This is a genomic window from Archangium minus (assembly GCF_044360475.1).
Taxonomy (GTDB): Bacteria; Myxococcota; Myxococcia; order Myxococcales; family Myxococcaceae; genus Archangium; species Archangium minus.
This window is the reverse complement of the sequence record NZ_CP043494.1, coordinates 13046683-13070299: the sequence shown is the minus strand read 5'-3', so window position 1 is coordinate 13070299 and position 23617 is coordinate 13046683. Positions and strand designations below refer to the sequence as shown.

Here is a 23617-nt window from a genome sequence, read left to right as displayed (position 1 = left end):
GCTTGCCGCGGACCCTAGCGGGGGGAGACGGAAGCGCAGACGCGCACGCCAATCACGGGGCTGCGGAGGGTGGGGTCGCCAGCCGAGCGGTTGGCGGCGAGCGCCATGGCGCTGTCGTAGTACCAGCCCCCGCCTCGCAGGGAGATACGCCCGAGGTCCGGTGTCACGGGCCGCGTGAGCTCGTACGCGTTGCCGGCCATGTCGAAGAGCCCGAAGGGGCTCGTCGAAACGGGATGGGAGCCGACCATGTCGGGCCCGAAGGTCGTGGGCTGCCGATTGTAGGTCGGGTTGATGTTGGCCTCATCGGGCAGGAGCTGTTCCCCATGCGGGTACTCGCGGCCGTCGGCGCCCCGGGCGGCGCGCTCCCACTCGAGCTCGCTGCACAGGCGCGCTCCAGGCAGACGCCCCGAGCTGTCCAGCCAGTAGAAATAGCCCGAGAGATCCTCGGCGGAGACGCCGGACAGGGGAAACCGGCGCCAGTCGGCGGTGTCGCGCTGGGTCCGCTCCGGGTAGCGGAAGGTCTCCCCCTCCCGCGCTGTGAGCACGTCTTCATGCGAGCGATGGAAGGAGAAGACCCAGCCAGCGCCGGGCTGATGTCTGAGCGTGACTGCCCCGAAGCCGCTGAAGCGCGGCTGCTCGAGGATGCGTCGGGCCGCCGCGTTCGGGGGGAGGGTGTTGAGGTAGGTTATCCAGTCGCCGAACGTCACCTCTGTCTGGCCGATGAGATAGGCCTCGTTGAGGCACATCCGGTGGAGGGGCGCGCTGTTCATGAATGCCCGGATCTTCTCCGGCTCGGCGGTGCCCTGGAGGAAGCAACCGGGCGGGATGTAGACATAGCCGCGAGGCACGTTGATGGGCAGCTCGAGGTGGAGCCGCTCGAGTTCGCCCCGAGTGAGGAGCAGGGGCAGGTCGAGCGGCGCGCGGTTGGGCGCGGTGATGTGGAGGAGATAGGAGCCGGCGCGCAGCCTCGTGCGGAGGATGGGCGTCGAGACGAGCTCTCTGCCGAGCAGGAGGCGTAGCACACCTCTCTTGTCGGGGACGTAGCGCTTGATCAAGACGTGCGCCCCGGGTGGGTAGGTCACGAGCTCGAGCTCGGCCTGGGCCGAGAGCCGCTGCTGCCACGCGGATTGGTCGTCCGCGTCTTCGAGCAACTGCTCCAGGCGTTGTTTCAGCTCGTCGTGCTTGCGCTGCTGGTGGAAGTGCTCGGCCAGGAGCATACGTTCATGGGTGACCTCGAGGAGGAGCCGCCTCGCCTCCCTGTGGCCGTGCTCACGATCCAGCGCTTTCTCAAGGAACTGGGTTGCGCGGGCGTGGGCCGCATCGCTCTTCTCAATCAGGCCGAGTGCTTCGGCCCAGCGCCATTCGGCGGCAGGCCGGAGGTCATGGTGGCCGAGTGGGATGGCCGGGCTGGAGGCCGGAGGAGCCCGGCCGTCGAACAGCGCGAGCGCCTCCTCGCGCCGGGCCCGAGCTTCCTGTCCCAGGGCGCGGCCCTCGGCGAGCGCTTCCCATGCGGTGCCCACTGCGGCGGTGACGAAGCTTACATCCGCGAGGTGCGCCTGCAGGCGCAGCCCTCCATAGAAGAAGACGGCGGCGAGGGCGAACACAGCGAGGGACCGTCCCCGCCGTCGGAAGCGCAGGGCCCGGTGCGAGGCCTGGAGGAAGGCGTGCTCGCTGGGACCCAGGGTCGAGGGCGCGAGCGGGCGCGTCTCATCGAGCTGACGCTGACCCCACAGGGCCTCCCGGGCGCGGCCCAGGCGCTCCCACTCGGCGCTCGCCACCTCGATGCGCTGGCGCACCGCACGGTGGCCGATGTCGTCATCCAGCCAGTTGCGCAACGTGCCCCAGCTCGTGATGAGCGAGTCATGGGCGATGCTGTAGCGAGCCTTGCCGCCCGTGGTCCTCGCGTGGAGGAGCCGCCCCTCGATGAGCGCTTGGAGGGCGGCGCGGGAGGCCGCATCCGAGGCGGCGACGAGCTCTTCTTCACTGCGCTCACTGCGCGTGCCCTCTGCCGTCACGAGCTGGAGCAGGAGCCGCCGCGCCGCCTGCTGCCCGGCTAGGCTCAGCCTCGCGAGCACCCCGTCGGCGTGTCGTGACAACGCTCCGGCCACGCCGCCCATTTCGTCGAGTGCCGCTCGGGTGATGCGGCCGTGCGCGGGGTTGCGTCGCTCCCACAGCTCGGCGAGCGCGAACTGGAGCAGGGGCAGGCTGCCCACGCCCTGCGCCGTGGACTCCACGAGCGTCCGGATGAGTTCCTTGGACTCGAAGACCACGCCTCGGCTGCGTGCCGGGCCGACGATGGCCTCGCGCACGCCCTCGGGCGACATGGGCCGGAGGATGTAGAGCGCGCGTTCCGCCTCGTCGCCCAGGCCGGGCAGTGCGCACACGCGCATGAGGAAGTCGCCGCGTACCGTCATCAGCACGCGCACGCCCGTCGAGGGCAGGGCGAGCTCTCCGAGCACAGCGGCGAAGCGCAGCGCCTGGACGGGCTCGGAGAGTGTGATGAGCTCCTCGAGTTGATCCACGAAGAGGAGCAGGCCGCGCTTACCCGAGTACGCTTCGCGCAGGGCCTGACCGAGCCAGGCCGGGTTGTTCGTGAACGCGGTGATAACCTCCGACTCCCTCCTGCCGAGCAGGGGCGCGAGTGCGGCGGCGAGCGCCTGGAGCGGCCGGTGACTGGGGTACATCGTCACCGTGTAGACTTCACGGCCTTCGTCCACGGCGTTGGCGGCCACCCGGGGCATCACACCGGCGCGGCACAGCGAGGATTTGCCCACGCCGGAGTCCCCCGCGACGAGGGCCAGGGACTGGTGGCGCAGGCGCTCGAGCACGGCGCGGATGTCGGCGTCGCGTCCGAAGAAGATCGCCCGGTGCTCGGCCTCGAAGGGGGCCAGGCCCCGGTAGGGATTGCCCTCCGCGAGCGGCGTGGAGGCGTGGAGCTGTTCGAGCCGCTCCAGGGCCTCGCGAAGCTGATCGGCCGAGGCGAAGCGCTCGGCGGGGTTGGGCGCGAGGCACTGCAGGATGAGCGCGGCGAAGTCCGGATCGATGTCCCCCTCGAGCCTGCACGAGAGTTCCGTCTCCAGTTCCACGGCGTTGACGGCTTCCCCCTTCGAGGGGGGGCGGGATGGGAGCTTGCCTGTGCACAGCTTGTAGAGGGTGAGGCCGAGCGAATAGATGTCGCTCTGGGGGCTCGCTGGCGCGCCGAGGAGGACCTCGGGCGCCATGTAGCGTGGCGTACCTGCCGGTTCGTGTGTCCCGGAGGGGCGCGAGGACTCACGCGGATTGAACTGCTCGGCCAGTCCGAAGTCGAGCAGCTTCACCTCATCGTCATCGGTGACGAGGGCGTTGGCGGGCTTGATGTCCCGGTGGAGCACGCCCTGCCGGTGGGCCGCGGCGAGCCCCCGAGCGAGCCCCACGCCGAGCGTGAGGGCGCGCCGCCAGGGGATGGGGAGGGAGAGCTCCGAGAGATTTCGGCCGACGACGTACTCAGAGACGATGTACGGGTGCTCTTCGACCGTGCCGACGCGGAACACGGTGACGACGTTGGGGTGTTGCAGGCGGGCGATGGCGCGCGCCTCCGTCTCGAAATACGCGCGCACCCGGGGATTGGATTTACCGGGTGCGATGAACTTCACCGCGACGGGGCGGCCCAGGGAGGTGTCGTGGGCGAGATAGATGACGCCCATGCCGCCGCGGCCGAGCAGGCGCTCCAGACGGAACTCGTTGAACTCGGTGGGAGGAGTCCAGGCGGCACCGGAGCCACCGGGCTTCGGGGGCGCGGCGGGCTCGGGAGATTGAGCGGGAGCGGGTGTGTTCTTCGGAGTAGGCCCGGCGATTGTCTGCGTCCGGTCCTCCGGACGGTCCGGACCGCCGGGCGCACCCGCTCCCTTCTCATTTGCGTCTGGCGGACCCATGGATTCGAGGGTCACAGTCTCTCAGAGGTCACAGCGCCAGGTCGAGCGACCACTCTGGGCACACTACCGGGAGGAGACGGAAGCGCAGACGCGCACGCCAATCACGGGGCTGCGGAGGGTGGGGTCGCCAGCCGAGCGGTTGGCGGCGAGCGCCATGGTGCTGTCGTAGTACCAGCCCCCGCCTCGCAGGGAGATACGCCCGAGGTCCGGTGTCACGGGCCGCGTGAGCTCGTACGCGTTGCCGGCCATGTCGAAGAGCCCGAAGGGGCTTGTCGACACGGGGTGGGAGCCGACCATGTCGGGCCCGAAGGTCGTGGGCTGCCGATTGTAGGTCGCGTCGATGTTGGCCTCATCGGGCAGGAGCCGTTCCCCATGCGGGTACTCGCGGCCGTCGGCGCCCCGGGCGGCGCGCTCCCACTCGAGCTCGCTGCACAGGCGCGCTCCAGGCAGACGCCCCGTGCTGTCCAGCCAGAAGAAATAACCCGCGAGATCCTCGGCGGAGACACCAGACAGAGGAAACCGGCGCCAGTCGGCGATGTCGCGCTGGGTCCGCTCTGGGTAGCGAAACGTCTCTCCCTCCCGCGCCTTGAGTACGTCTTCAGGCGAGCGATGGAAGGAGAAGACCCAGCCAGCGCCGGGCTGATGTCTGAGCGTGACCGCCCCGAAGCTGCCGAAGTGCGGCTGCTCGAGGATGCGTCGGGCCGCCGCGTTCGGGGGGAGGGTGTTGAGGTAGGTCACCCAGTCGCCGAACGTCACCTCTGTCTGGCCGATGAGATAGGGCTCGTTGAGGCAGAGCCGGTGGAGGGGTGCGCTGCCCATGAATGTCCGGATCTTCTCCGGCTCGGCGGTGCCCTGGAGGAAGCAACCGGGCGGGATGTAGACGTAGCCGCGAGGCACGTTGATGGGCAGCTCGAGGTGGATCTTCTCGGTTTCGCCCCGCGTGAGGAGCAGGGGCAGGTCGACAGGCGCGTGGCCGGGCACGGTGATGTGGAGGAGATAGGAGCCGGCGGGCAGCCTCGTGCGGAGGATGGGCGTCTGGCCGAGCTCACGGGCGGGCTGGAGGCGCAGCACACCGCTCTCGTCGCGGAGGTAGCGCTTGAGCCGGACGTGCGCTCCGGGAGGGGAGGTGACGAGTTCGAGCTCGGCCTGTGCCGAGAGCCGCTGCCGCCACTCGGAGGGCTCGTCCGCGTCTTCGAGCAACTGCTCCAGGCGCTGTCTCAGCTCGTCGTGCTTGCGCTGCTGGTGGAAGAGCTCGGCCAGGAGCATGCGCTCATGGGTCACCTCGAGGAGGAGTCGCCGCGCCTCCTCGTGGCCACGCCCACGATCCAGCGCTCTCTCGATGAACAGAGTGGCGCGGAGATGGGCCGCATCGCTCTTCTCGAACAATCCGAGCGCCGTGGCCCAGCGCCGCTCGGCGGCTGGCCGGAGGTCATGGGGGCCGGGTGAGTCGCCCGGCCCGGAGGACGGAGGAGACCGGCCGTCGAACAGCGCGAGCGCCTCCTCGCGCCGGGTCCGGGCTTCCTGTCCCAGGGCGCGGCCCTCGGCGAGTGCTGCCCGCGCGGAGCCCACCGCGGCGGTGATGAAGCGCACATCCTTGAGGTACGCCTGCAGGCGCAGCCCTCCATAGACGGAGGCGAGGGCGAGCACCGCGAGGAGCACGGCCAGGGACCGTCCCCGCCGTCGGAAGCGCAGGGCCCGGTGCGAGGCCTGGAGGAAGGCGTGCTCACGGATCCCCAGGGTCGAGGGATCCAACGGACGCGTCTCATCGAGCTGACGCTGCCCCCACAGGGCCTCCCGGGCGCGGCCCAGGCGCTCCCACTCGGCGCTCGCCACCTCGACGCGCTGGCGCACCGCGCGGTGGCCGATGTCATCATCCAGCCAGTTGCGCAACGTGCCCCAGCTCGTGATGAGCGAGTCATGGGCGATGCTGTACCGGGCCTTGCCGCCCGTGGTTCTCGCGTGGAGGATCCGTCCCTCGATGAGCGCGTGGAGGGCGGCGCGGGAGGCGGCATCCGAGGCGGCGACGAGCTCTTCTTCACTGCGCTCACTGCGCGTGCCCTCGGCCGTCACGAGCTGGAGCAGGAGCCGCCGCGCCGCTTGTTGCTCGGCCGGGCTCAACCTCGCGAGCACCCCATCGGCATGCCGCGACAGCGCTCCGGCCACGCCGCCCATCTCATCGAGCGCCGCCCGGGTGATGCGGCCCTGCGCCGGGTTGCGCCGCTCCCACAGCTCGGCGAGCGCGAACTGGAGCAGGGGCAGGCTGCCCACGCCCTGCGCCGTGGACTCGACGAGCGTCTGGATGAGCTCCTTGGACTCGAAGACCACGCCGCGGCTGCGAGCCGGGCCGACGATGGCCTCGCGCACGCCCTCGGGTGACATGGGCCGGAGGATGTAGAGCGCGCGCTCGGCCTCGTCGCCCAGGCCGGGCAGCGCGCACACGCGCGTGAGGAAGTCGCCGCGTACCGTCAGCAGCACGCGCACCCCTGTCGAGGGCAGGGCGAGCTCTCCGAGCACAGCGGCGAAGCGCAGCGCCTGGACGGGCTCGGAGAGCGTGATGAGCTCCTCGAGCTGATCGACGAAGAGGAGCAGTCCGCGCTTCCCCGAGTACGCCTCACGCAGGGCCTGACCGAGCCAGGCCGGGGTGTCCGTGAACGCGGTGACAACCTCCGACTCCCTCCTGCCGAGCAGGGGCGCGAGCGCGGCGGCGAGCGCCTGGAGCGGCCGGTGACCGGGGTAGAGCGTGACCGTGTAGATTTCACGGCCTTCGTCCACGGCGTGGGCGGCCACGCGGGGAATCACACCGGCGCGGCACAGCGAGGATTTGCCCACACCGGAGTCCCCCGCCACGAGTGCCAGGGATTGGTGGCGCAGGCGCTCGAGCACGGCGCGGATATCGGTGTCACGTCCGAAGAAGAGCGCGCGGTGCTCGGCCTCGAAGGGGGCCAGGCCCCGGTAGGGATTGCCCGCGGCGAGCGGCGTGGAGGCGTGGAGCTGTTCGAGCCGCTCCAGTGCCTCGCGGAGCTGGTCGGCCGAGGCGAAGCGCTCAGCGGGGTCGGGCGCGAGGCACCGCAGGATGAGCGCGGCGAAGTCCGGATCAATGTCCCTATCGAGCCCGAGCAAGAGCTCCCTCTCCAGCTCCGGAGCACTGACGGCCTCCCCCTTCGTGGGCACACGGGACGGGAGCTTGCCCGTGCACAGCTTGTAGAGGGTCAGGCCGAGCGAATAGAGGTCGCTCTGGGGGCTCGCCGGCACGCCGAGGAGGAGCTCGGGGGCCATGTAGTTCGGCGTGCCCGCCGGCTCGTGTGTCCCGGAGGGGCGCGAGGACTCGCGCGGATTGAATTGCTCGGCCAGTCCGAAGTCGAGCAGCTTCACCTCACCGTCATCGGTGACGAGGGCGTTGGCGGGCTTGATGTCCCGGTGGAGCACGCCCTGACGGTGGGCCGCGGCGAGCCCCCGGGCGAGCCCCACGCCGAGCGTGAGGGCGCGCCGCCAGGGGACGGGGAGGGAGAGCTCCGAGAGGTTTCGGCCGACGACGTACTCGGAGACGATGTACGGGTGCTCTTCGACCGTGCCGACGCGGAACACGGTGACGACGTTGGGGTGCTGCAGGCGAGCGATGGCGCGCGCCTCCGTCTCGAAGTAGGCGCGCACCAGGGGATTGGACTTGCCGGGTGCGATGAACTTCACCGCGACGGGGCGGCCCAGGGAGGTGTCGTGGGCGAGATAGATGACGCCCATGCCGCCGCGGCCGAGCAGGCGCTCCAGACGGAACTCGTTGAACTCGGTAGGGGGAGTCCAGGCGGGCTCCGGCTTCGCGTGCGAGGCGGGGGTGGGAGCGGCCTTCGGGGCGGGCCCGGCGATGGTTTGGGTTCGGTCCTCCGGGCGCCCCGGGCCACCGTGCGCACCCGCTCCCTTTTCATTCGCGTCTGGCGGACCCATGGAGTCGGTGGTCTCGGTGACTGGCTCTATCCATGGGCTTGTCTATCACCATCCCGAGCAGGGCGCGAAGGCGGGCCGGCCCAGGCGCTTTCCCTCCCTGAACGTGAGGAGAGACCGTACTCGCTGTGCAGGAGCCGCCGGGAGCGCACCTCCGGCGCATCATCGTTCACTGACGACCGCTGCCGCCACGCGGCCCTTGAAAAAGGAGGTCCACCGGCTCTTCATCCGTGTTCCCCACGTTTGAACAGAGGAGAGGGAAGTGGCCACGCTGAAGACGAAGTCCGGAGTGGAGCTCTATTACAAGGATTGGGGCAAGGGTCAGCCCGTGGTGTTCAGCCATGGCTGGCCGCTGAACTCGGACATGTGGGAATACCAGATGATGTTCCTCGCCGAGCGGGGTTATCGCGTCATCGCCCATGACCGTCGGGGCTTCGGCCGCTCGAGCCAGCCGTGGGAGGGTTATGACTACGACCACTTCGCCGACGACCTGGCGGAGCTGATCAACGCGCTCGACCTGCGCGACATCGTCCTCGTGGGCTTCTCGATGGGCGGCGGTGAGATCGCGCGCTATCTGGCCCGCCACGGCAAGAGCCGCGTCGCCAAGGCGGTGCTGGTCGGCGCCGTGACACCCTACCTGCTGAAGACGGACGCGCATCCCGTCGGCGCGCCGAAGGACCTGTTCGACGGGCTTCGCGCGGGCATCCTCGCCGACCGCCCGCAGTTCTTCACCGACTTCGGCAAGCTCTTCACCGGGGCCAACCGCCCGAACGCGAAGGTCTCGCAGGGGCTCCTCAACTGGACCCTGTCCATGGCGCTGATGGCGTCGTTGAAGGGCACCCATGACTGCGTCGCCGCCTTCAGCGAGACGGACTTCCGCAAGGACCTGGCGGCCTTCACCCTGCCCACGCTCGTCATCCACGGGGATGATGATCAAATCGTCCCGCTCGATTTCAGCGGCAAGCTGGCGGCGGAGATGATTCCGGGTGCGCGCCTCGAGGTCTATCCGGGCGCACCGCACGCGCTGTACTTCACCCACAAGGACCGGATGAACGCGGACCTGCTCTCCTTCATCCGGGGCTGAGCGCGCGATTCCCGACACTTTCCGTGCAGCCTCGGTTCACAACTGGAAGCGCACGGAATGTGGTGATTGTTGCACCTGAAGGCCCTCTCTAGGGTCGAGAGCCCTCGGAGCCGCGCGTGCGCGCGCGAGTCCTCCGAGGCGCTCTATGGCCTGGATCTTCACACGACGCGCGAACACGGCGGCCCGGGTCGCCGCCGCGGGGGTGCTGGGCACTCCGGTGCTCGTTGTGTTCACGCTCTGGGCCTACGCCTGGAGCCCGCTGGCGCAGAACATGCGCCACCCGGTTGCGCAGCCGGTGCAGTTCGACCACCGCCACCACGCGGGGGACGAGGCCATCGACTGCCGCTACTGCCACAACACCGTCGAGGTGTCCTCGAGCGCGGGCTACCCCTCGGTGTCCACCTGCCTCAACTGCCACTCGCAAATCTGGACGCAGAGCCCGCTGCTGGAGCCGGTGCGCCAGTCCTACTTCGCGGACCGGCCGATTCCCTGGAACCGCGTCCACAACCTGCCGGACTTCGTCTACTTCAACCACTCCATCCACGTGAGCAAGGGAGTGGGGTGCGTCACCTGCCACGGGCGAGTGGACCTGATGCCCGAGGTGACGCAGGCGCAGCCGCTGTCCATGGGCTGGTGCCTGGACTGCCACCGCGACCCAGCGCCGAACCTGCGCCCGCTGGAGGCCATTACCTCCATGCGCTGGCAGCCGCGCCCGGGTGACCCGACGCCCGAGGAGCTGGTGCGCCGCTACGACGTCCACCCCCGAACGAACTGCACGACATGCCACCGCTGACCGACCACTATCCGCTGCCCGTCCTGAAGGACTCGCCCGGGGCCGGAGCCTCCGGGGCCGGGGGTGATGACGAACGCCCGCGCGCGTGGCGCAGCCTGGAGGAATGGCACGGCTCGCCCGAGCTGGCCCGAGCCGCCGAGCGCGAATTTCCTCCCGGGGCCGCCGAGCCACCGCGGGGCTTGGATCGGCGTCGCTTCCTCCAGCTCGCGGGCACCACGGCGGCGCTGGCGGGGCTGGCCGCGTGCAAGCAGCCGGCGGAGAAGGTGATGCCGTACACGTACCAGCCGCCGGACGTGACGCCCGGGGTGCCCAACGCCTACGCCACGGCCTGGACGCCCGAGGGGTACGCGATGGGGCTGGTGGTGACGAGCTGGGAGGGCCGGCCCACGAAGGTGGAGGGCAACCCGGACCACCCGGCGAGCCTCGGGGCGACGAACCACCTCGCGCAGGCGCTGGCGGTGGACCTCTACGACACCACGCGGGTGCGAGGGGTGAAGCTGCGCGGCACGCTGCGCGCCTTCAAGACGTACCTGGAGGAGCAGGTAACGCACGCGCGCCGACTGGAGGCGAACGGGGGCGAGGGGCTGTGGTTTCTCCTGGAACCCTCCTCGTCACCCACGAGGCGCGAGCTGCTCGAGCGCATCCGCCAGCGCTTCCCGAGGGCGCGGGTGGAGACATACGCCGCGGTGTCACGGGACAACGTGTACGAGGGCGCGAGGCTCGCGTTCGGCCGGCCGCTGGAGACGCGAGTGCGCTACGACGAGGCGCGGGTGGTGCTCTCGCTGGACGCGGACTTCCTCACCCGGGGCCCGTTCGCCGTGCGCGAGGCACGTGAGTTCATCCGCTCGCGCGTGCCCGAGCGCGAGCGCATGAGCCGGCTGTACGTGGCGGAGAGCCACTTCAGCGTGACGGGGATGAACGCGGACCACCGGCTGAGGATGAGGCCCTCGGAGGTGGAGCGCTTCGCACGGGCGGTGCTGGGCGAGCTGGCGCGCACGCACGGGCTGGCGGGGCTGGAGCGCTACCGGGAGCTGGAGCTCGGCTGGCCGGAGAGGGCGCGAGAGGTGCGCGCGGTGGCGGCGGACCTGGCGAGGAACGGAGCGCGCTCGGTGGTGGTGGCGGGCGAGCGGCAGCCGCCGAGGGTGCACGCGGTGGCGCACGTGCTCAACGCGGCGCTGGGAAGCCAGGGGAAACTCACGACGCACCACGAGCCCGGAGTGGACGGGGTGCGCAGCGGGCCGGAGGTGCTGCGCGAGCTGGCTGAGGCAGCGAGCGCGGGCCGGGTGGACACGCTGGTGGTGACGGCGTTCGACCCCCTCTCCACGGCGCCGGTGGGAGTGACGCTGGAGGCTGCGCTGAGCAAGGTACCGAACTCGGTGTACCTGGCGTTCCGCGAGGACGGCACGGCGAAGAAGAGCGCGTGGGTGCTGCCGGCGGCGCACGTGCTGGAGACGTGGGGCGACGCACGAGCACTGGACGGGACGGTGAGCATCCTCCAGCCGCTCATCCAACCGCTCTTCCAGGGGCTGACGGAGCTGGACGTGCTGTCCCCGTTCGCGGGCGTGGCGGACCAGACCCCCTATCAACTTGTGAAGAACTTCTGGGCGAGGCAGCGGGGCGGAGCGGGCCTGGCGTTCGAGGACACGTGGGAGCAGTGGCTGGCGGTGGGAACGCTTCCAGGCTCGGAGACACCGCCCTTCGCGGCCACGGTGGACATGGGAGCCGTGGAGGCGAGCATCCGCGGCTTCACGCACAAACCCTCGCAGGGGCTCGAGCTCAACCTGGTGCCTGGCTACAAGGTCCACGACGGGAGGTACTTCCACAACGCGTGGCTGCAGGAGCTGCCGGACCCGCTGACGATGCTCGCGTGGGGGAACGCGGCGCTGATGAGCCCGCGGACGGCCGAGCGCCTGAAGCTAGAGGCTCGGGACAAGGTGAAGCTGACGCTCCGGGGGAGGTGGGTGGAGGCCCCGGTGTACGTGCTGCCCGGGCACGCGGACGACACGGTGACGCTGGAGCTCGGGTGGGGACGCGAGTGGCTCGACGACGGAGACGAGCCCGTCACGCTGGGCGTCAACGCCTACCTGCTGCGGCACGTGGATGCGCCGTGGTTCGCGGAGGGGCTCCAGGTGGAGAAGGCGGAGGGCCGCGGACGCTACGCGACGTCACAGGACCACTGGTCGATGCACGGGCGAGAGATCGCCATCCAGGACGGACTGGAGACCTTCGAGAAGAAGAAGTCTGACTACCTGAAACACCTCAAGGGCCCGGTGGAGAAGCTGTACGAGCCGTTCAAGTACGGCGAGCCGTACCAGTGGGCGATGGCGGTGGACCTGAACCGTTGCATCGGGTGTGGGGCGTGCACGGTGGCGTGCCAGGCGGAGAACAACATCCCGGTGGTGGGGCGCGAGCAGGTGGAGCGCGGGAGGGAGATGCACTGGCTGCGGGTGGACCGGTACTTCGAGGGCTCGCCGGACGAGCCGCACGCGATTCCACAGCCGATGATGTGCCAGCACTGCGAGGCGGCGCCGTGCGAGTACGTGTGCCCGGTGAACGCCACCGTCCACTCGGACGAGGGCCTCAACGAGATGGTCTACAACCGCTGCATCGGCACGCGGTATTGCAGCAACAACTGCCCGTACAAGGTCCGGCGGTTCAACTACCTGGACTACCGCCCGAAGGTAAGCGAGCTGGAGAAGCTGCGGGCGAACCCGGACGTCACGGTGCGCTCGCGCGGGGTGATGGAGAAGTGCACATACTGCGTGCAACGGATTGAGCGAGCCCGCATCGAGGCGCGCAGGGAGCGCAAGCCCATCGACACGGAGGCGCTCCAGTCAGCGTGCGCGCAGGTGTGCCCCACGGAGGCGATTGTCTTCGGTTCGCTGCACGCGCAGGAGTCGGAGGTAGCGAGGCGCCACCGGGACGCGCGGCACTACGCGGTGCTGCACGAATTGGGGACGCGCCCGCGCACGGCCTACCTGGCGCGCATCAAGAACCCGAACCCGGAGCTCGAGCATGGCTGAGGGGCAGGCGTCGGAGACGCCCACGAGAGACGTGCTCCAGCCGCTGCCGCTCATCGAGGGGGCGCAGAGCGCGGAGAGCCTGACGGGCTCGCTGCTGAGTCCCATTGAGCGCAGGCCGGGCCGGGTGTGGTGGGCGCTGTTCCTCCTGACGCTGGGAGGGACGGGGCTCTTCGCCTTGTCCGTCACGGTGACGCTGGTGCAAGGCATTGGGGCGTGGGGCAACAACATCCCGGTGGCGTGGGCGTTCGGCATCATCGACTTCGTGTGGTGGATTGGGTTTGGCCACGCGGGGACACTCATCTCGGCCATCCTGGTGCTCTTCCAGCAGAAGTGGCGCGCGTCGGTGAACCGCTTCGCGGAGGCGATGACGCTCTTCGCGGTGATGCAGGCGGCGCTCTTCCCGATGCTGCACCTGGGGAGGCCGTGGGTCTTCTACTGGCTGGTGCCCTACCCGAACACGATGAAGATATGGCCCCAGTTCAAGAGCGCACTGCCGTGGGACATGGTGGCCATCACCACCTACTTCCTGGTGTCGCTGATGTTCTGGTACCTGGGCCTGCTGCCGGACCTGGCGGCGGCGAGGGACAGGGCCACCACGCCGCGGAGGCAGTTCTGGTACGGGCTGTTCTCTCTGGGGTGGACGGGCTCGGCGAGACACTGGCACCACTGGCGTACGGGCTACCTGCTGCTGGCGGGGCTGGCCACGCCGCTGGTGCTCAGCGTGCACACCATCGTGAGCTTCGACTTCGCCATCTCGCAGGTGCCGGGGTGGCACTCGACCATCTTCCCGCCGTACTTCGTGGCGGGAGCCATCTTCTCGGGCATCGCGCTGGTGCTGACGCTGCTCTTGCCGGTGCGCAAGCCCTTGGGCCTGCACCACGTGATTACAGACAAGCACGTGGACATCCTGACGAAGCTGCTCTTGGCCACGGGGATGATGGTCTCCTACGGCTACCTGCAGGAGCACTTCTTCGCCTGGTACAGCGGGGACGAGTACGAGATGGCCGCGTACGCCTTCAAGCGCACGGGGACATGGGGTTGGCTCTTCTGGCTGCAGATGACGACCAACGTGCTGGTGCCGCAGCTCTTCTGGTTCGCGAAGCTGCGCACCAACCTGGTGGTGGTGTGGTTCGCCGCGCTGGCGGTGGACGTGGGCATGTGGCTGGAGCGCTTCACCATCATCGTCCCGTCGCTGGCGCATGACTACCTGCCGAGGAGCTGGGAGCACTACTCGCCCACGTGGGTGGACTTCGGGCTGCTGTTCGGTTCGATGGGGTTCTTCGGCTTCCTGTTCCTGCTCTTCCTGAAGTTCATCCCGCCGGTGCCCATCAGCGAGGTGAAGGAGCTGCACCACGAGCTGAAGGAGGAGCTGGAGGAGAAGGAGCGGCGCGAGCGCACGGAGAGTCCCCTCCGGGAGAAGGAGGCCTGAGCCATGCGCTACTGGGTGGTGGGAGAGTTCGGCTCGGGGGACGAGGCGAAGAAGGCGCTGAGGCGGCTGCGCGAGCTGGGCTACGCGAAGGACACGCTGGATGCCTTCTCGCCGTACCCGGTAGAGGGAATCGAGGAGGTGCTGGAGCTGAAGCCCTCGCCGCTGCGTGGCTTCGCCTTGTTGGCGGGGCTGGGCGGGGCGGCGGGCGCGTACCTGTTGCAGTGGTGGACCAACGCGGTCGACTACCCACTCAACGTGGGCAACCGTCCACCGCACGCGGGGCCGGCCTTCGTGCCCATCACCTTCGAGACGATGGTGCTGTTCGCCGCGCTGACCATCTTCTTCGGGCTGATGTGGCTCTTTCGCTTCCCGAGACCACACCACCCGCTCTTCGAGCTCGAGTCCTTTCGCACGGCCTCCACGGGAGGCTTCTGGGTGAGCGTCACCACGGAGCGGCGAGAGGAGACGGAGCCAGTGCTGCGCCACCTGCGCGAGCTGGCGGCGAAGACGACGTCAGTGGTGGAGGAGGAGTCATGAGGCGCCTGCTCCTCTGTGTGCCTCTGGTGGCGGTGCTGACGGGCTGTCCGGTGGACTTCCAGGGCTGGGCGGGGATGAAGCAGCAGCCCAAGGCGCTGCCCTATCGGGAGAGCGGGTTCTTCGAGGACGAGCGGGCGATGCGCCAGCCGCCGCCGGGAACGGTGCCGAGGAGCCGCAGGGGTCAGAGCCGGCTCTTCCTCACGGGCCGGGAGGGACCGGATGCCGGCTCTCCGGATGCGGGCTACCTGGACGAAATCCCTCTCACGCTCACGCGGGAAACCGTGGAGAGGGGAGGGAAGTCCTATGAAATCTACTGCGCCACCTGCCACGGAATCCTCGGGGATGGGGCGAGCCAGGTCGCGCGGAACATGGGGCTGCGGGAGCCGCCGTCGCTGCTGGACCTGCCGCCGTACCCGGATGGCTACTACTTCGCGGTGATCAGCGAGGGCTACGGGCTGATGCCAGCGTACTCGGAGAAGCTCTCACCCGAGCAGCGCTGGGCGGTGGTGGCCTACGTGCGAGCGCTGCAGGCGAGCCAGCGAGTGAGGCTGGAGGACGTCCCGCCCGAGGCTCGGCCGTTGCTGTTGAAGGGAGGCACTCCGTGAAGGTGATGGAGCGCTTCACGGGAGGGCGCCTGCCCCTGCTGGCCTCCGCGGCGGTGGGAGCGGTGGGGCTCGGGGTGACGGGGCTCGGCTTCGCGCTGGACACGAGGCGCGCGCTCTTCTCGTACCTGTTCGCCTTCGCGTACTGGGCGGGACTCGCGGTGGCATCGCTGGTGCTGCTGGGAGCGTGGCACGCGTCGAAGGCGCGCTGGCCGGTGGTGCTGCGCCGCATGCTGGAGACAATGGCGGCCACGCTGCCACTCTTTGCCGTCCTCTTCATTCCCATCCTCGCGGGGGCGAGTCACCTGTACCTGTGGATGGATCCACATCCGTCGCTGGCGGAGAAGGACCTGAAGAAGCTCGACCACAAGCGGCCCTTCCTCAACCTGCCCTTCTGGGTGGTGCGCTCAGCCGTCTACTTCGCGGTGTGGAGCGTGGTGGGCGAGCTGTTGCTGCGCTGGTCGCGCCGGCAGGACGAGACGGGCGAGCTGAAGCTCACGAAGTGGCAGTGGGCGCTAGGAGCGGGCGCACTGCCGGCGGTAGCGCTGGCCATGTCCTTCGCGTCACTGGACTGGCTGATGTCGCTGGAGCCGCTCTTCGTGTCCACGGTGTACGGGTTGTATTGGTTCTCGGGGGCGTTCGTGGGGGCGCTGGCGATGCTGACGCTTTCGACGACGCTGGCGCGAGGACCGAACCTGTTTGGCGAGTTCGTCAATGACTCGCACCGAGCGAGCCTGGGCAAGTTCCTGTTCGCCTTCAGCATCTTCTGGGCCTACATGGCCTACAGCCAGTTCTTCCTCATCTGGATCGCGGACCTGCCGCACGAGGTGCCTTGGTACATCCTGCGAGCGAAGGGCGCGTGGGAGCCGGTGGCGCTGTTCATCGTGGGGGCACGCTTCCTGTTCCCGTTCCTGGTGCTGTTGTCGAGGCCCTTCAAACAACACCGCCGGACGCTGGCGGGGATGGCGGTGTGGCTGTTGGCGGCGCACACGGTGGACACGTGGTGGCTGGTGGTGCCGGTGGTGAGCCCGGACGCGGTGAGGGTGCACTGGGCGGACGTGTCGGCGTTCCTGGGAGTGGGAGGAGCGGCGGTGGCCTTCACGTTGTGGAGGCTGAGGGGCCACGCGACCCTGCCGGTGCGAGACCCGTACCTGCACGAGTCCCTGGGGTACGACAAATGAGCGGCGACGAGTCCAAGGTGGAGTGGAGGACGCCCGAGCGGGAAAAGCGGCCGGTGAACGGCTGGTTCGTCAGCGCGGTCATCGCGGGAGCGCTCATCGTCTTCACCTTCTTCGTGGTGGGCACGTGGGCGCAGCTCCAGCAGCGCCTGAGGAACCTCAACCCCGCGGGCCCGTTCGAACCACCGGAGCTGGAGAAGGCGGAGATCAACATCGTCAACACGGGGCTCATGCAGCTCGACACCCGGGCGTACGACGAGAAGAACGAGCAGCTCGAGCGACTGCACGGCTACGGCTGGGTGGACCGGGACGCGGGCGTGGTGCACGTGCCCATCGAGCAGGGCATCGACCGGGTAGTGCGCGAGCAGCAGCAGAGGCGAGGGGGAGGCGGACGATGAACGAGCTCTTCCGCAAGCTTCTCTTCCTGCCGGAGCAAGCGTCCACGATCGCGAAGGACGTGGACCACCTGCACTACATCATCATCACGACGACGATGGTGGCGGCCACCCTCATCTTCGGGACGGCGGCGTACTTCATCATCCGCTTCAGAAGACGCTCGGAGACAGAGATCACTCCGAAGGTGACGGGGACGTTCGGGTGGGAGGCGCTGTTCGTGGGGCTGCCGCTCACGACGTTCCTGGTGTGGTTCTTCATGGGCTACCACGACTTCGTGCGCATGCAGACACCGCCGCCGGAGGCAATGGACGTCTACGTGGTGGGCAAGCAGTGGATGTGGAAGTTCACCTATCCCGAGGGCCCCAGCTCCATCGGAGTCCTCCGAGTGCCGGTGGGCAAGCCGGTGCGGCTGCTGCTGACGAGCCGAGACGTCATCCACTCGTTCTACGTGCCGGCGTTCCGCATCAAGCAGGACGCGGTTCCGGGCGCGTATACGCAGACATGGTTCGAGGTGACGAAGCCAGGCAACTACCGGGTGATGTGCGCGGAGTACTGCGGGCTGAAGCACTCGGAGATGTGGGCCGAGGTCGTGGCGCTCTCGGAGCAGGACTACGAGTCCTGGATGAGGCAGCAGCGCGAGGGGGACCTGGTGACGAGGAGGGACGCGACGCCGAGCGGGCCCGAGAGGGAGAGGTCTCTGCTGCCAGCGAGACAGGCGGCGCTCTACGACCCACAGGAGGCGCACGGAGAGGTCATGTACGCGGAGCGGGGCTCACTGGCGGAGCGGGGCGAGCGAGTAGCCGCGGAGAAGGGGTGCCTGAAGTGCCACACGGTGGATGGGACGGAGCACATCGGGCCCACGTGGGTGGACCTGTACATGCGGCGCGAGCGGCTGACGACAGGCGAGACGGTGGTCGCGGACGAGGCGTACCTGACCGAGTCGATGATGAAGCCGCTGGTGAAGCTGGTAGCGGGGTACGAGCCGGTGATGCCGTCGTTCCAGGGACAGTTGGAAGCGGCGGAGGTGGCGGCGCTGCTCGAGTACATCAAGACGCTGCGCAGTGCGCGGCTGAACGACGTCGAGTCGAAGGGGCCCGTGTATGAACCCATCGGCGGAAAGTAGTCAGCCGGGCATCACCTATCTGAACCACGAGACGACGGTGCTGTCGTGGCTGCTGACGCGCGACCACAAGCGAATCGGGGTGATGTTCCTGGTGGGGGTGATTCTATCACTGCTGCTGGGCGGCATCTTCGCGATGGTGATTCGAATCGAGCTGCTGACGCCGGGGCCGACGGTGATCAGCCCGATGACGTACAACCGCATGTTCACCCTGCACGGGGTGGTCATGGTGTGGCTGTTCATGATTCCGGCGATTCCGTCGGCGTTCGGGAACTTCGTGCTGCCGATCATGCTGGGGGCGAAGGACGTGGCGTTCCCGCGGCTGAACCTGGCCTCGTTCTACATCTACCTGGCGGGAGCGCTGCTGACGGTGTTCGGGATGCTGTGGAGCGGGGCGGACACGGGGTGGACGTTCTACACGCCGTACAGCACGACGTCGCCCACGGCGCTGACACCGATTCTGCTGGGCGTCTTCATCATCGGCTTCTCGACCATCATCACGGGGCTGAACTTCATCACGACGGTGCACACGCTGAGGGCACCGGGGATGCACTGGACGCGGATTCCGCTCTTCGTGTGGACGATCTACGGCACGTCGGTCATCCAGGTGGTGGCGACGCCGGTGCTGGGCATGGTGCTGCTGCTGGTGTTCATCGAGCGGGTGTTGGGCTCGGGCATCTTCGACCCATCGCGAGGAGGAGACCCGGTGCTCTTCCAGCACATGTTCTGGTTCTACTCACACCCGGCGGTCTACATCATGGTGCTGCCGGCGATGGGGGTGATCAGCGAGGTGGTGTGTGCCTTCAGCCGGAAGAACATCTTCGGCTACAAGATGATCGCCGCATCCACGTTTGGAATTTCCTTCGTGGGGTTCTTCTCGTGGGGGCACCACATGTTCGTCTCGGGCCAATCGACGTTTGGCTCGGGGGTTTTCGGGGTGTTGAGCATGCTGGTGGCCATCTTCACGGCCATCAAGATCTTCAACTGGGTGGCGACGATGTACGGGGGCAGCATCGACCTGAGGGTGCCGCTGCTGTACGTGCTGGGGTTCATCTTCCTGCTGATGTTTGGAGGAATGACGGGGGTAGCGGTGGCGACGACGTCGCTGGACGTGCACTGGCACGACACGTACTTCATCGTGGCGCACTTCCACTACATCATGGTGGGGGCGGTGCTGATGGCGTTCCTGGCGGCGTTGCACTACTGGTGGCCGAAGATGTTCGGGCGGACGTACCCGGAGCGGTGGTCCTTCCTGGCGGCGATCACCATCATCTTCGGGTTCATCGTGACATTCCTGCCGCAGTTCCTGTTGGGGAACATGGGGATGCCGCGGCGCTACTACGAGTACCCGCGGGAGATGCAGTGGCTGCACGTGTTGAGCACAGCGGGGGCGTCGCTGCTGGCGTTCGGCTTCACGCTGATCGCGGTGTACCTGCTGTGGTCACTGAGATACGGCCCGGTGAGCACGCCGAACCCATGGGGCTCGAGAGGGTACGAGTGGTTCAGCGGCTCGCCGCCGGCGCCGCACAACTTCACCCGAGCACCGAGCTTCGAGCGCGAGGTGCACGACTACACCGTTCCCGAGGCGCCCCGTGTCTACTGAAACATCGCCGTGGGAGGAGCACTTCGGAAGCCGGGAGAACCAGAGCAAGGCCGCGCAGCTGGGAATGTGGATCTTCCTGGGGTCGGAGGTGCTGCTCTTCACGAACCTGTTCGTGGGGTACGGGGTGTACCGGTACTACTACCCGGAGGTATTCGCGGAGGCGAGCAAGCACCTGAAGGCGGACTGGGCGATGGTGCAGACGCTGCTGCTGGTGACGAGCAGCCTGATGGTGGTGCTGGCGGTGCACTACATCCGGCAGGGACGGCAGTTCCTGACAGCGCTGGTGCTGCTGCTAGCAATCGTTATGGGAGTGGGCTTCCTAGGCATCAAGGGCTGGGAGTACTGGGAGCACTGGAAGGAGGGAGCGCTGCCAGGGGAGTACTACCACTTCGAGGAAATCCCGGAGCCGGGAGGGGCGCTCTTCTACACGCTGTATTTCCTGCTCACGGGATTGCACGCCATCCACATGCTGGTGGCATTGGGGCTGCTGGGGTGGCTGACGTTCGGGGCGGTGGCAGGAAAATACACAGCCGAGTACCACATCCCGGTGGAGGTAGGAGGGCTGTACTGGCACCTCGTGGACATCTTCTGGCTGTTCATCTTCCCACTGCTGTACCTGGTGGAGTGAAGGGGGGAGCACCATGGCGGAGGAGAAGAAGAAGTCCGCATGGGGGTACGTAGCAGTGTGGGCGGTGCTGTCGGTGCTGACGGTGGCGACGTGGGTACTGGGGACGAAACTGAAACTAGGACCGTTGGGCCTGCCGGTGGCGATGATAATCGCGGTGGCGAAGACGGTGCTGGTGGCGATGTTCTTCATGCACCTGGTGGAGCAACGAGGGGCGAGACGAGTGGTGCTGCCGGTCTCAGCGGTATTCCTGTGCTTGCTATTGGGAGTGACGCTGCTGGAGGCGATGACGCGGGTGCGGATGGCGAGACCGAACGGAATCAAGGACGAGCTAGAACCCAAGAGACCGGCTTCGACACGCACGGAGCCACCGGGCTCACCGAACCGTTGGATGGGCAATTGAAGACCCACCCCTCTCCCTCTGGGAGAGGGACGGGGTGAGGGTATAGAGAGGAAGCGGGTTCGCCTCTCATGCTTTACTCGGCGCCCCCTCTCAAGGAAGGACGCCATCCATGCCTCGAAAGCTTCACACGCTCTCCACCGTGACTGCAGTGCTTGCCGGACTGGCTGTGACCCAAGGATGGGCGGCGCCCAAGGCGGCTTCCGCCTCGCCGGAGCTCATGTCACAGATGCAGCACGACTTCGGCCTCACGGAAGCGCAGGTCCAGCGCCGGCTGACCTTCGAAGCGGCGGCCCCACACATCGAGAGCACGCTGAAGGCCGAGCTGGGCAACCGCTTTGGCGGCGCCTGGCTGAACAAGGACGGCACCCAGCTCATCGTCGGCGTCACCCATGAAGCCGACGCCGACCTCGTGCGCAGCGCCGGGGCCGAACCCCAGCGGGTCTCCCGGAGCCTGGAACAGCTGGAGCAGGTGAAGGCGGCGCTGGACCGCAATGCGCAGAGTGCCAGCAAGTCCATCCATGCCTGGTATATCGACGTCACCACCAACAGCATCGTGGTGCTTGCCGAGAAATCTGGCACGGCGAAACAGCAGGTAGACTTTTTCGTCGCTCTGGCCGAGGACAAGGACAGCGCGATCCAGGTCGTGCCTTCAGAGGACGCACCTCGCCCCTTCTACGACGTGCGGGGGGCGGATCCCTTCTATACACAGACGGGCGGACGCTGCTTGATTGGCTTCTCCGTCGTCGGAGGATTCATCACGGCGGGCCACTGCGGCACCGTTGGCACCACCACCAAGGGGTACAACATGGTCGACCAGGGCGTCTTCCAGGGCTCGTCCTTCCCAGGCAATGACTATGCCTGGGTCAAGGTCAACTCCAACTGGACTCCCCGAGGGGTGATCAACAACTCCAGTGGCGGCACCATCGCGGTCACCGGCTCCACGGTTGCTCCGGTCGGCGCCTCGGTCTGCCGACCCAGCCCCTCGACGGGCTGGAGGTGTGGAACCATTCAGAGCCGGAACGCCACCATCAACTACGCTGAGGGAGTCATCACCGGTCTCACCCGGACCAATGTCTGCGCGGGGATTGGCGACTCGGGCGGCCCGTGGCTTTCCGGCACCCAGGCGCAAGGGGTGACATCCGGCGGCTCGGGCAACTGCACCTCGGGCGGCACCACCTACTTCCAGCCGGTCAATGAGATCCTGAACGCCTACGGCCTCACCCTTGTCGTCGGGGGATAGCCAACCCCGGTTCCATCGGGCGCCAGGCGATTCCCAGGCTCGCCTGCTCGCCTCGAACTGGCGAAAGTCGGGTTGAGCCCTGTCGGGGCGGTGACCGGCTTCAGACTTCGCCCGCAGCGACCGCGGCCTTCACATTTTGGAAGAAGAGCTCGAAGTTCTTCTCCGAGATCTTCTTCGCGTCCGCCTCGGGCATGTCCACGGGGATGAAGGTCGAACGCAGCATCAGGATGCAGGCCTCGGGTCCGGCACGAATCACCTTCGCGAAACCACGATAATCGGCGAAGGGCACGAGGCCGCCCGTGTCGATGATCCGATACATGATTTCCATGTTCGCGTCGTCGTAGTGGTCGCAGCGCTCCTTCACAAAGGCCACGCCCAGATGGCCTTCCGTGCGCATGGTGCGCACCATGCCGAGCCCTTGACCTTCGAATTCCATCGACGAGACGTAGCCCCTACCGGCGATGCGCTGCCCATCGTGGGTCGAAAAAAGCGTCCAAATCCGCTCGGCCGAAGCGGCAATCTTGGTGGCCTGTTCGTTCACGACCATGGACTTCCTCCCATGCCGCAGTTTGGGCCGCGCGGCTTCCGGCGAGCCAGAGGGTCATCGAGGGGGAGCGGCACGGCGGCTCGGCGCCAGCAGGGGCCCCATCAGCGATTGCAGCACGTCACCGAGAAGCACGACTCCCCATCCATGACCGTTCATCTCCCCACTTACCCATACCACTCTCCTGGGTGAAGCGGATGCTGGGGTCGCCGGCGAAGGGAGGCCACCCGGCGATACCGTCCCGAGGAACTCGCGGGCTCCACCCTGTACGCCAGCACCGTGCCGTGCGCCATGTGCACGGGCGCCATCTTCTGGGGCGGCGTGCGGAGGGTTGCCTTCGCGCTCTTCTCCGGCTTGGGAGTTCCCAGGGGAGCAGAGACTCGTGGGGCCTGCTAATCGAGGAAGCGTCGCTCCCAGCGACGCATGGCTTCGGGAGGGAAGTCGAGTCCGGAGTTGCTCTCCTCATGGTAGAGCCAGGGCTCCAGGACGCGCGCCAGCTCCCGGTAGGCGGGAAGCGTATGGCCCTGTTCGGTGTCTCCCGCTTCTGGGCAAGGGGCGAGAGTGACGACGACGCGCTCCCCTTCCATCTGCTGGACGGTGGTGCCAGGTGAGGACAGGCGCGAGCGCAGGCCGGCCGTGCCGCCCAATTCGCCGAGCAGGGGCTGGCCCAAGAAGGTGAGCCAGGAGGGTCCGCGCACCCGCGTGCCAAGATGCCACGACAGCCAGCTCGGATGGGGGATGTCCAGGCCCGGGTAGCGGAAGCAGCGCTCTCGGATTTCCCGCAGGACGCCGATCACGTCCGTCTCACCGTTGAAGGAGAGACCCGCCTGTCCGAAGTAGAAGGGCAGGGGGGCGGCCAACTCCAGTGCCAGCTCATGCACCCGGTCCGGGCCGTGCTCCTCCAGGTACTCGGCGGGAAGCCAGAAGCTTACCGCGCATGAAGCGTCCGGCTCGTCCTCCAGGGATGGGTCGCCCAACGGTTTGCCGGAGTAGTCGAAGCAGTACCGCTGCTCACCGGGGGCTGCATCGAGCAGCCGGATGAGGGGCCATTGCTCCTCGAGCAGTTCACGCTGGATGCGCTTCCACCCGGTGTCATCGAGCTCTTGTGCACTCCCCTCCTCATCCACGTACCAGCCGAGTGCCCCCGGGCCTATCGCGTGCACGTAGGCATCCAAGGAGTGGAGGACCCCTCG

The 23617-nt window shown here is 67.9% G+C and carries 17 protein-coding genes and 1 pseudogene; 14 read left to right on the top strand and 4 right to left on the bottom strand.

Features of this window, described 5'->3' with window-relative positions:
* Window positions 1-14: 14 nt before the first annotated feature.
* Together F0U60_RS54030 and F0U60_RS54025 are read right to left on the bottom strand one after the other, a co-directional pair.
* Window positions 15-3926, bottom strand: a complete 3912-nt coding sequence (locus F0U60_RS54030) for a protein kinase (protein ID WP_395812348.1) — start codon at window positions 3924-3926, stop codon at window positions 15-17.
* Between the two features lie 48 nt (window positions 3927-3974).
* Window positions 3975-7850, bottom strand: a complete 3876-nt coding sequence (locus tag F0U60_RS54025; RefSeq protein WP_395812347.1) for a protein kinase — start codon at window positions 7848-7850, stop codon at window positions 3975-3977.
* A gap of 259 nt (window positions 7851-8109) precedes the next feature.
* Between F0U60_RS54025 and F0U60_RS54020 the strand changes: the two genes are divergently transcribed.
* From F0U60_RS54020 to F0U60_RS53960, 13 genes are all read left to right on the top strand, one after another.
* Window positions 8110-8931, top strand: a complete 822-nt coding sequence (locus F0U60_RS54020) for an alpha/beta fold hydrolase (protein ID WP_395812346.1) — start codon at window positions 8110-8112, stop codon at window positions 8929-8931.
* A 145-nt stretch (window positions 8932-9076) separates the two neighbouring features.
* Window positions 9077-9724 carry a cytochrome c3 family protein gene (locus F0U60_RS54015; RefSeq protein WP_395812345.1) on the top strand — a complete coding sequence of 216 codons (648 nt, stop codon included), beginning with the start codon at window positions 9077-9079 and terminating at the stop codon, window positions 9722-9724.
* Window positions 9712-12747 (top strand): TAT-variant-translocated molybdopterin oxidoreductase, encoded by a 3036-nt coding sequence (locus F0U60_RS54010; RefSeq protein ID WP_395812344.1) that lies wholly within the window; start codon window positions 9712-9714, stop codon window positions 12745-12747. The genes F0U60_RS54015 and F0U60_RS54010 overlap by 13 nt, the downstream gene beginning before the upstream one ends.
* Entirely contained in the window at window positions 12740-14176 is a 1437-nt protein-coding gene (nrfD, locus tag F0U60_RS54005) for an NrfD/PsrC family molybdoenzyme membrane anchor subunit (protein WP_395812343.1), read from the top strand. The genes F0U60_RS54010 and nrfD overlap by 8 nt, the downstream gene beginning before the upstream one ends.
* A 3-nt stretch (window positions 14177-14179) precedes the next feature.
* Window positions 14180-14713 carry a DUF3341 domain-containing protein gene (locus F0U60_RS54000; RefSeq protein WP_395812342.1) on the top strand — a complete coding sequence of 178 codons (534 nt, stop codon included), beginning with the start codon at window positions 14180-14182 and terminating at the stop codon, window positions 14711-14713.
* Entirely contained in the window at window positions 14710-15318 is a 609-nt protein-coding gene (locus F0U60_RS53995; RefSeq protein WP_395812341.1) for a c-type cytochrome, read from the top strand. The genes F0U60_RS54000 and F0U60_RS53995 overlap by 4 nt, the downstream gene beginning before the upstream one ends.
* Window positions 15319-15323: 5 nt before the next feature.
* Window positions 15324-16496, top strand: coding sequence for a hypothetical protein (locus F0U60_RS53990; protein WP_395825883.1), 1173 nt, complete (start codon window positions 15324-15326; stop codon window positions 16494-16496).
* Entirely contained in the window at window positions 16493-16891 is a 399-nt protein-coding gene (locus F0U60_RS53985) for a hypothetical protein (protein WP_395812340.1), read from the top strand. Before F0U60_RS53990 ends, F0U60_RS53985 begins: the two co-directional genes overlap by 4 nt.
* Window positions 16888-18012, top strand: coding sequence for a cytochrome c oxidase subunit II (gene coxB, locus F0U60_RS53980; protein ID WP_395812339.1), 1125 nt, complete (start codon window positions 16888-16890; stop codon window positions 18010-18012). Before F0U60_RS53985 ends, coxB begins: the two co-directional genes overlap by 4 nt.
* The gene (locus F0U60_RS53975) at window positions 17990-19612 is read left to right on the top strand and encodes a cbb3-type cytochrome c oxidase subunit I (RefSeq protein ID WP_395812338.1); all 1623 of its coding nucleotides are present in this window, start codon (window positions 17990-17992) and stop codon (window positions 19610-19612) included. The genes coxB and F0U60_RS53975 overlap by 23 nt, the downstream gene beginning before the upstream one ends.
* Entirely contained in the window at window positions 19602-20240 is a 639-nt protein-coding gene (locus F0U60_RS53970; protein ID WP_395812337.1) for a cytochrome c oxidase subunit 3, read from the top strand. The genes F0U60_RS53975 and F0U60_RS53970 overlap by 11 nt, the downstream gene beginning before the upstream one ends.
* Window positions 20241-20253: 13 nt before the next feature.
* Window positions 20254-20640: a cytochrome C oxidase subunit IV family protein gene (locus F0U60_RS53965; RefSeq protein ID WP_395812336.1), complete on the top strand. Its 387-nt coding sequence runs from the start codon at window positions 20254-20256 to the stop codon at window positions 20638-20640.
* 109 nt (window positions 20641-20749) lie between these two features.
* A complete protein-coding gene (locus F0U60_RS53960) occupies window positions 20750-21880 on the top strand; it encodes a S1 family peptidase (protein ID WP_395812335.1) in 1131 nt (376 codons plus the stop codon).
* Between the two features lie 100 nt (window positions 21881-21980).
* On the opposite strand, the gene F0U60_RS53955 is transcribed toward F0U60_RS53960, so the two are convergent.
* Window positions 21981-22427 (bottom strand): SRPBCC family protein, encoded by a 447-nt coding sequence (locus tag F0U60_RS53955; protein WP_395812334.1) that lies wholly within the window; start codon window positions 22425-22427, stop codon window positions 21981-21983.
* A gap of 228 nt (window positions 22428-22655) precedes the next feature.
* Here F0U60_RS53955 and F0U60_RS53950 point away from each other — a divergent pair.
* A pseudogene (locus F0U60_RS53950) lies at window positions 22656-22820 on the top strand (hypothetical protein); the annotation flags it as partial.
* On the opposite strand, the gene F0U60_RS53945 reads toward F0U60_RS53950, so the two are convergent.
* The gene (locus F0U60_RS53945) at window positions 22817-23599 is read right to left on the bottom strand and encodes a DUF3396 domain-containing protein (RefSeq protein ID WP_395812333.1); all 783 of its coding nucleotides are present in this window, start codon (window positions 23597-23599) and stop codon (window positions 22817-22819) included. The pseudogene F0U60_RS53950 and the gene F0U60_RS53945 overlap by 4 nt on opposite strands.
* Between the last annotated feature and the right edge of the window lie 18 nt (window positions 23600-23617).

Excerpts from the sequence above, each read along its gene's own strand:
- F0U60_RS53985 (WP_395812340.1), top strand. The coding sequence starts at position 16,493 with ATGAGCGGCGACGAGTCCAAGGTGGAGTGGAGGACGCCCGAGCGGGAA.
- nrfD (WP_395812343.1), top strand. The coding sequence starts at position 12,740 with ATGGCTGAGGGGCAGGCGTCGGAGACGCCCACGAGAGACGTGCTCCAG.
- F0U60_RS54000 (WP_395812342.1), top strand. The coding sequence starts at position 14,180 with ATGCGCTACTGGGTGGTGGGAGAGTTCGGCTCGGGGGACGAGGCGAAG.
- F0U60_RS53955 (WP_395812334.1), bottom strand. The coding sequence starts at position 22,427 with ATGGTCGTGAACGAACAGGCCACCAAGATTGCCGCTTCGGCCGAGCGG.
- F0U60_RS53975 (WP_395812338.1), top strand. The coding sequence starts at position 17,990 with ATGAACCCATCGGCGGAAAGTAGTCAGCCGGGCATCACCTATCTGAAC.
- coxB (WP_395812339.1), top strand. The coding sequence starts at position 16,888 with ATGAACGAGCTCTTCCGCAAGCTTCTCTTCCTGCCGGAGCAAGCGTCC.
- F0U60_RS53965 (WP_395812336.1), top strand. The coding sequence starts at position 20,254 with ATGGCGGAGGAGAAGAAGAAGTCCGCATGGGGGTACGTAGCAGTGTGG.
- F0U60_RS53960 (WP_395812335.1), top strand. The coding sequence starts at position 20,750 with ATGCCTCGAAAGCTTCACACGCTCTCCACCGTGACTGCAGTGCTTGCC.
- F0U60_RS54025 (WP_395812347.1), bottom strand. The coding sequence starts at position 7,850 with ATGGGTCCGCCAGACGCGAATGAAAAGGGAGCGGGTGCGCACGGTGGC.
- F0U60_RS54010 (WP_395812344.1), top strand. The coding sequence starts at position 9,712 with ATGCCACCGCTGACCGACCACTATCCGCTGCCCGTCCTGAAGGACTCG.
- F0U60_RS54015 (WP_395812345.1), top strand. The coding sequence starts at position 9,077 with ATGGCCTGGATCTTCACACGACGCGCGAACACGGCGGCCCGGGTCGCC.
- F0U60_RS53995 (WP_395812341.1), top strand. The coding sequence starts at position 14,710 with ATGAGGCGCCTGCTCCTCTGTGTGCCTCTGGTGGCGGTGCTGACGGGC.
- F0U60_RS53990 (WP_395825883.1), top strand. The coding sequence starts at position 15,324 with ATGGAGCGCTTCACGGGAGGGCGCCTGCCCCTGCTGGCCTCCGCGGCG.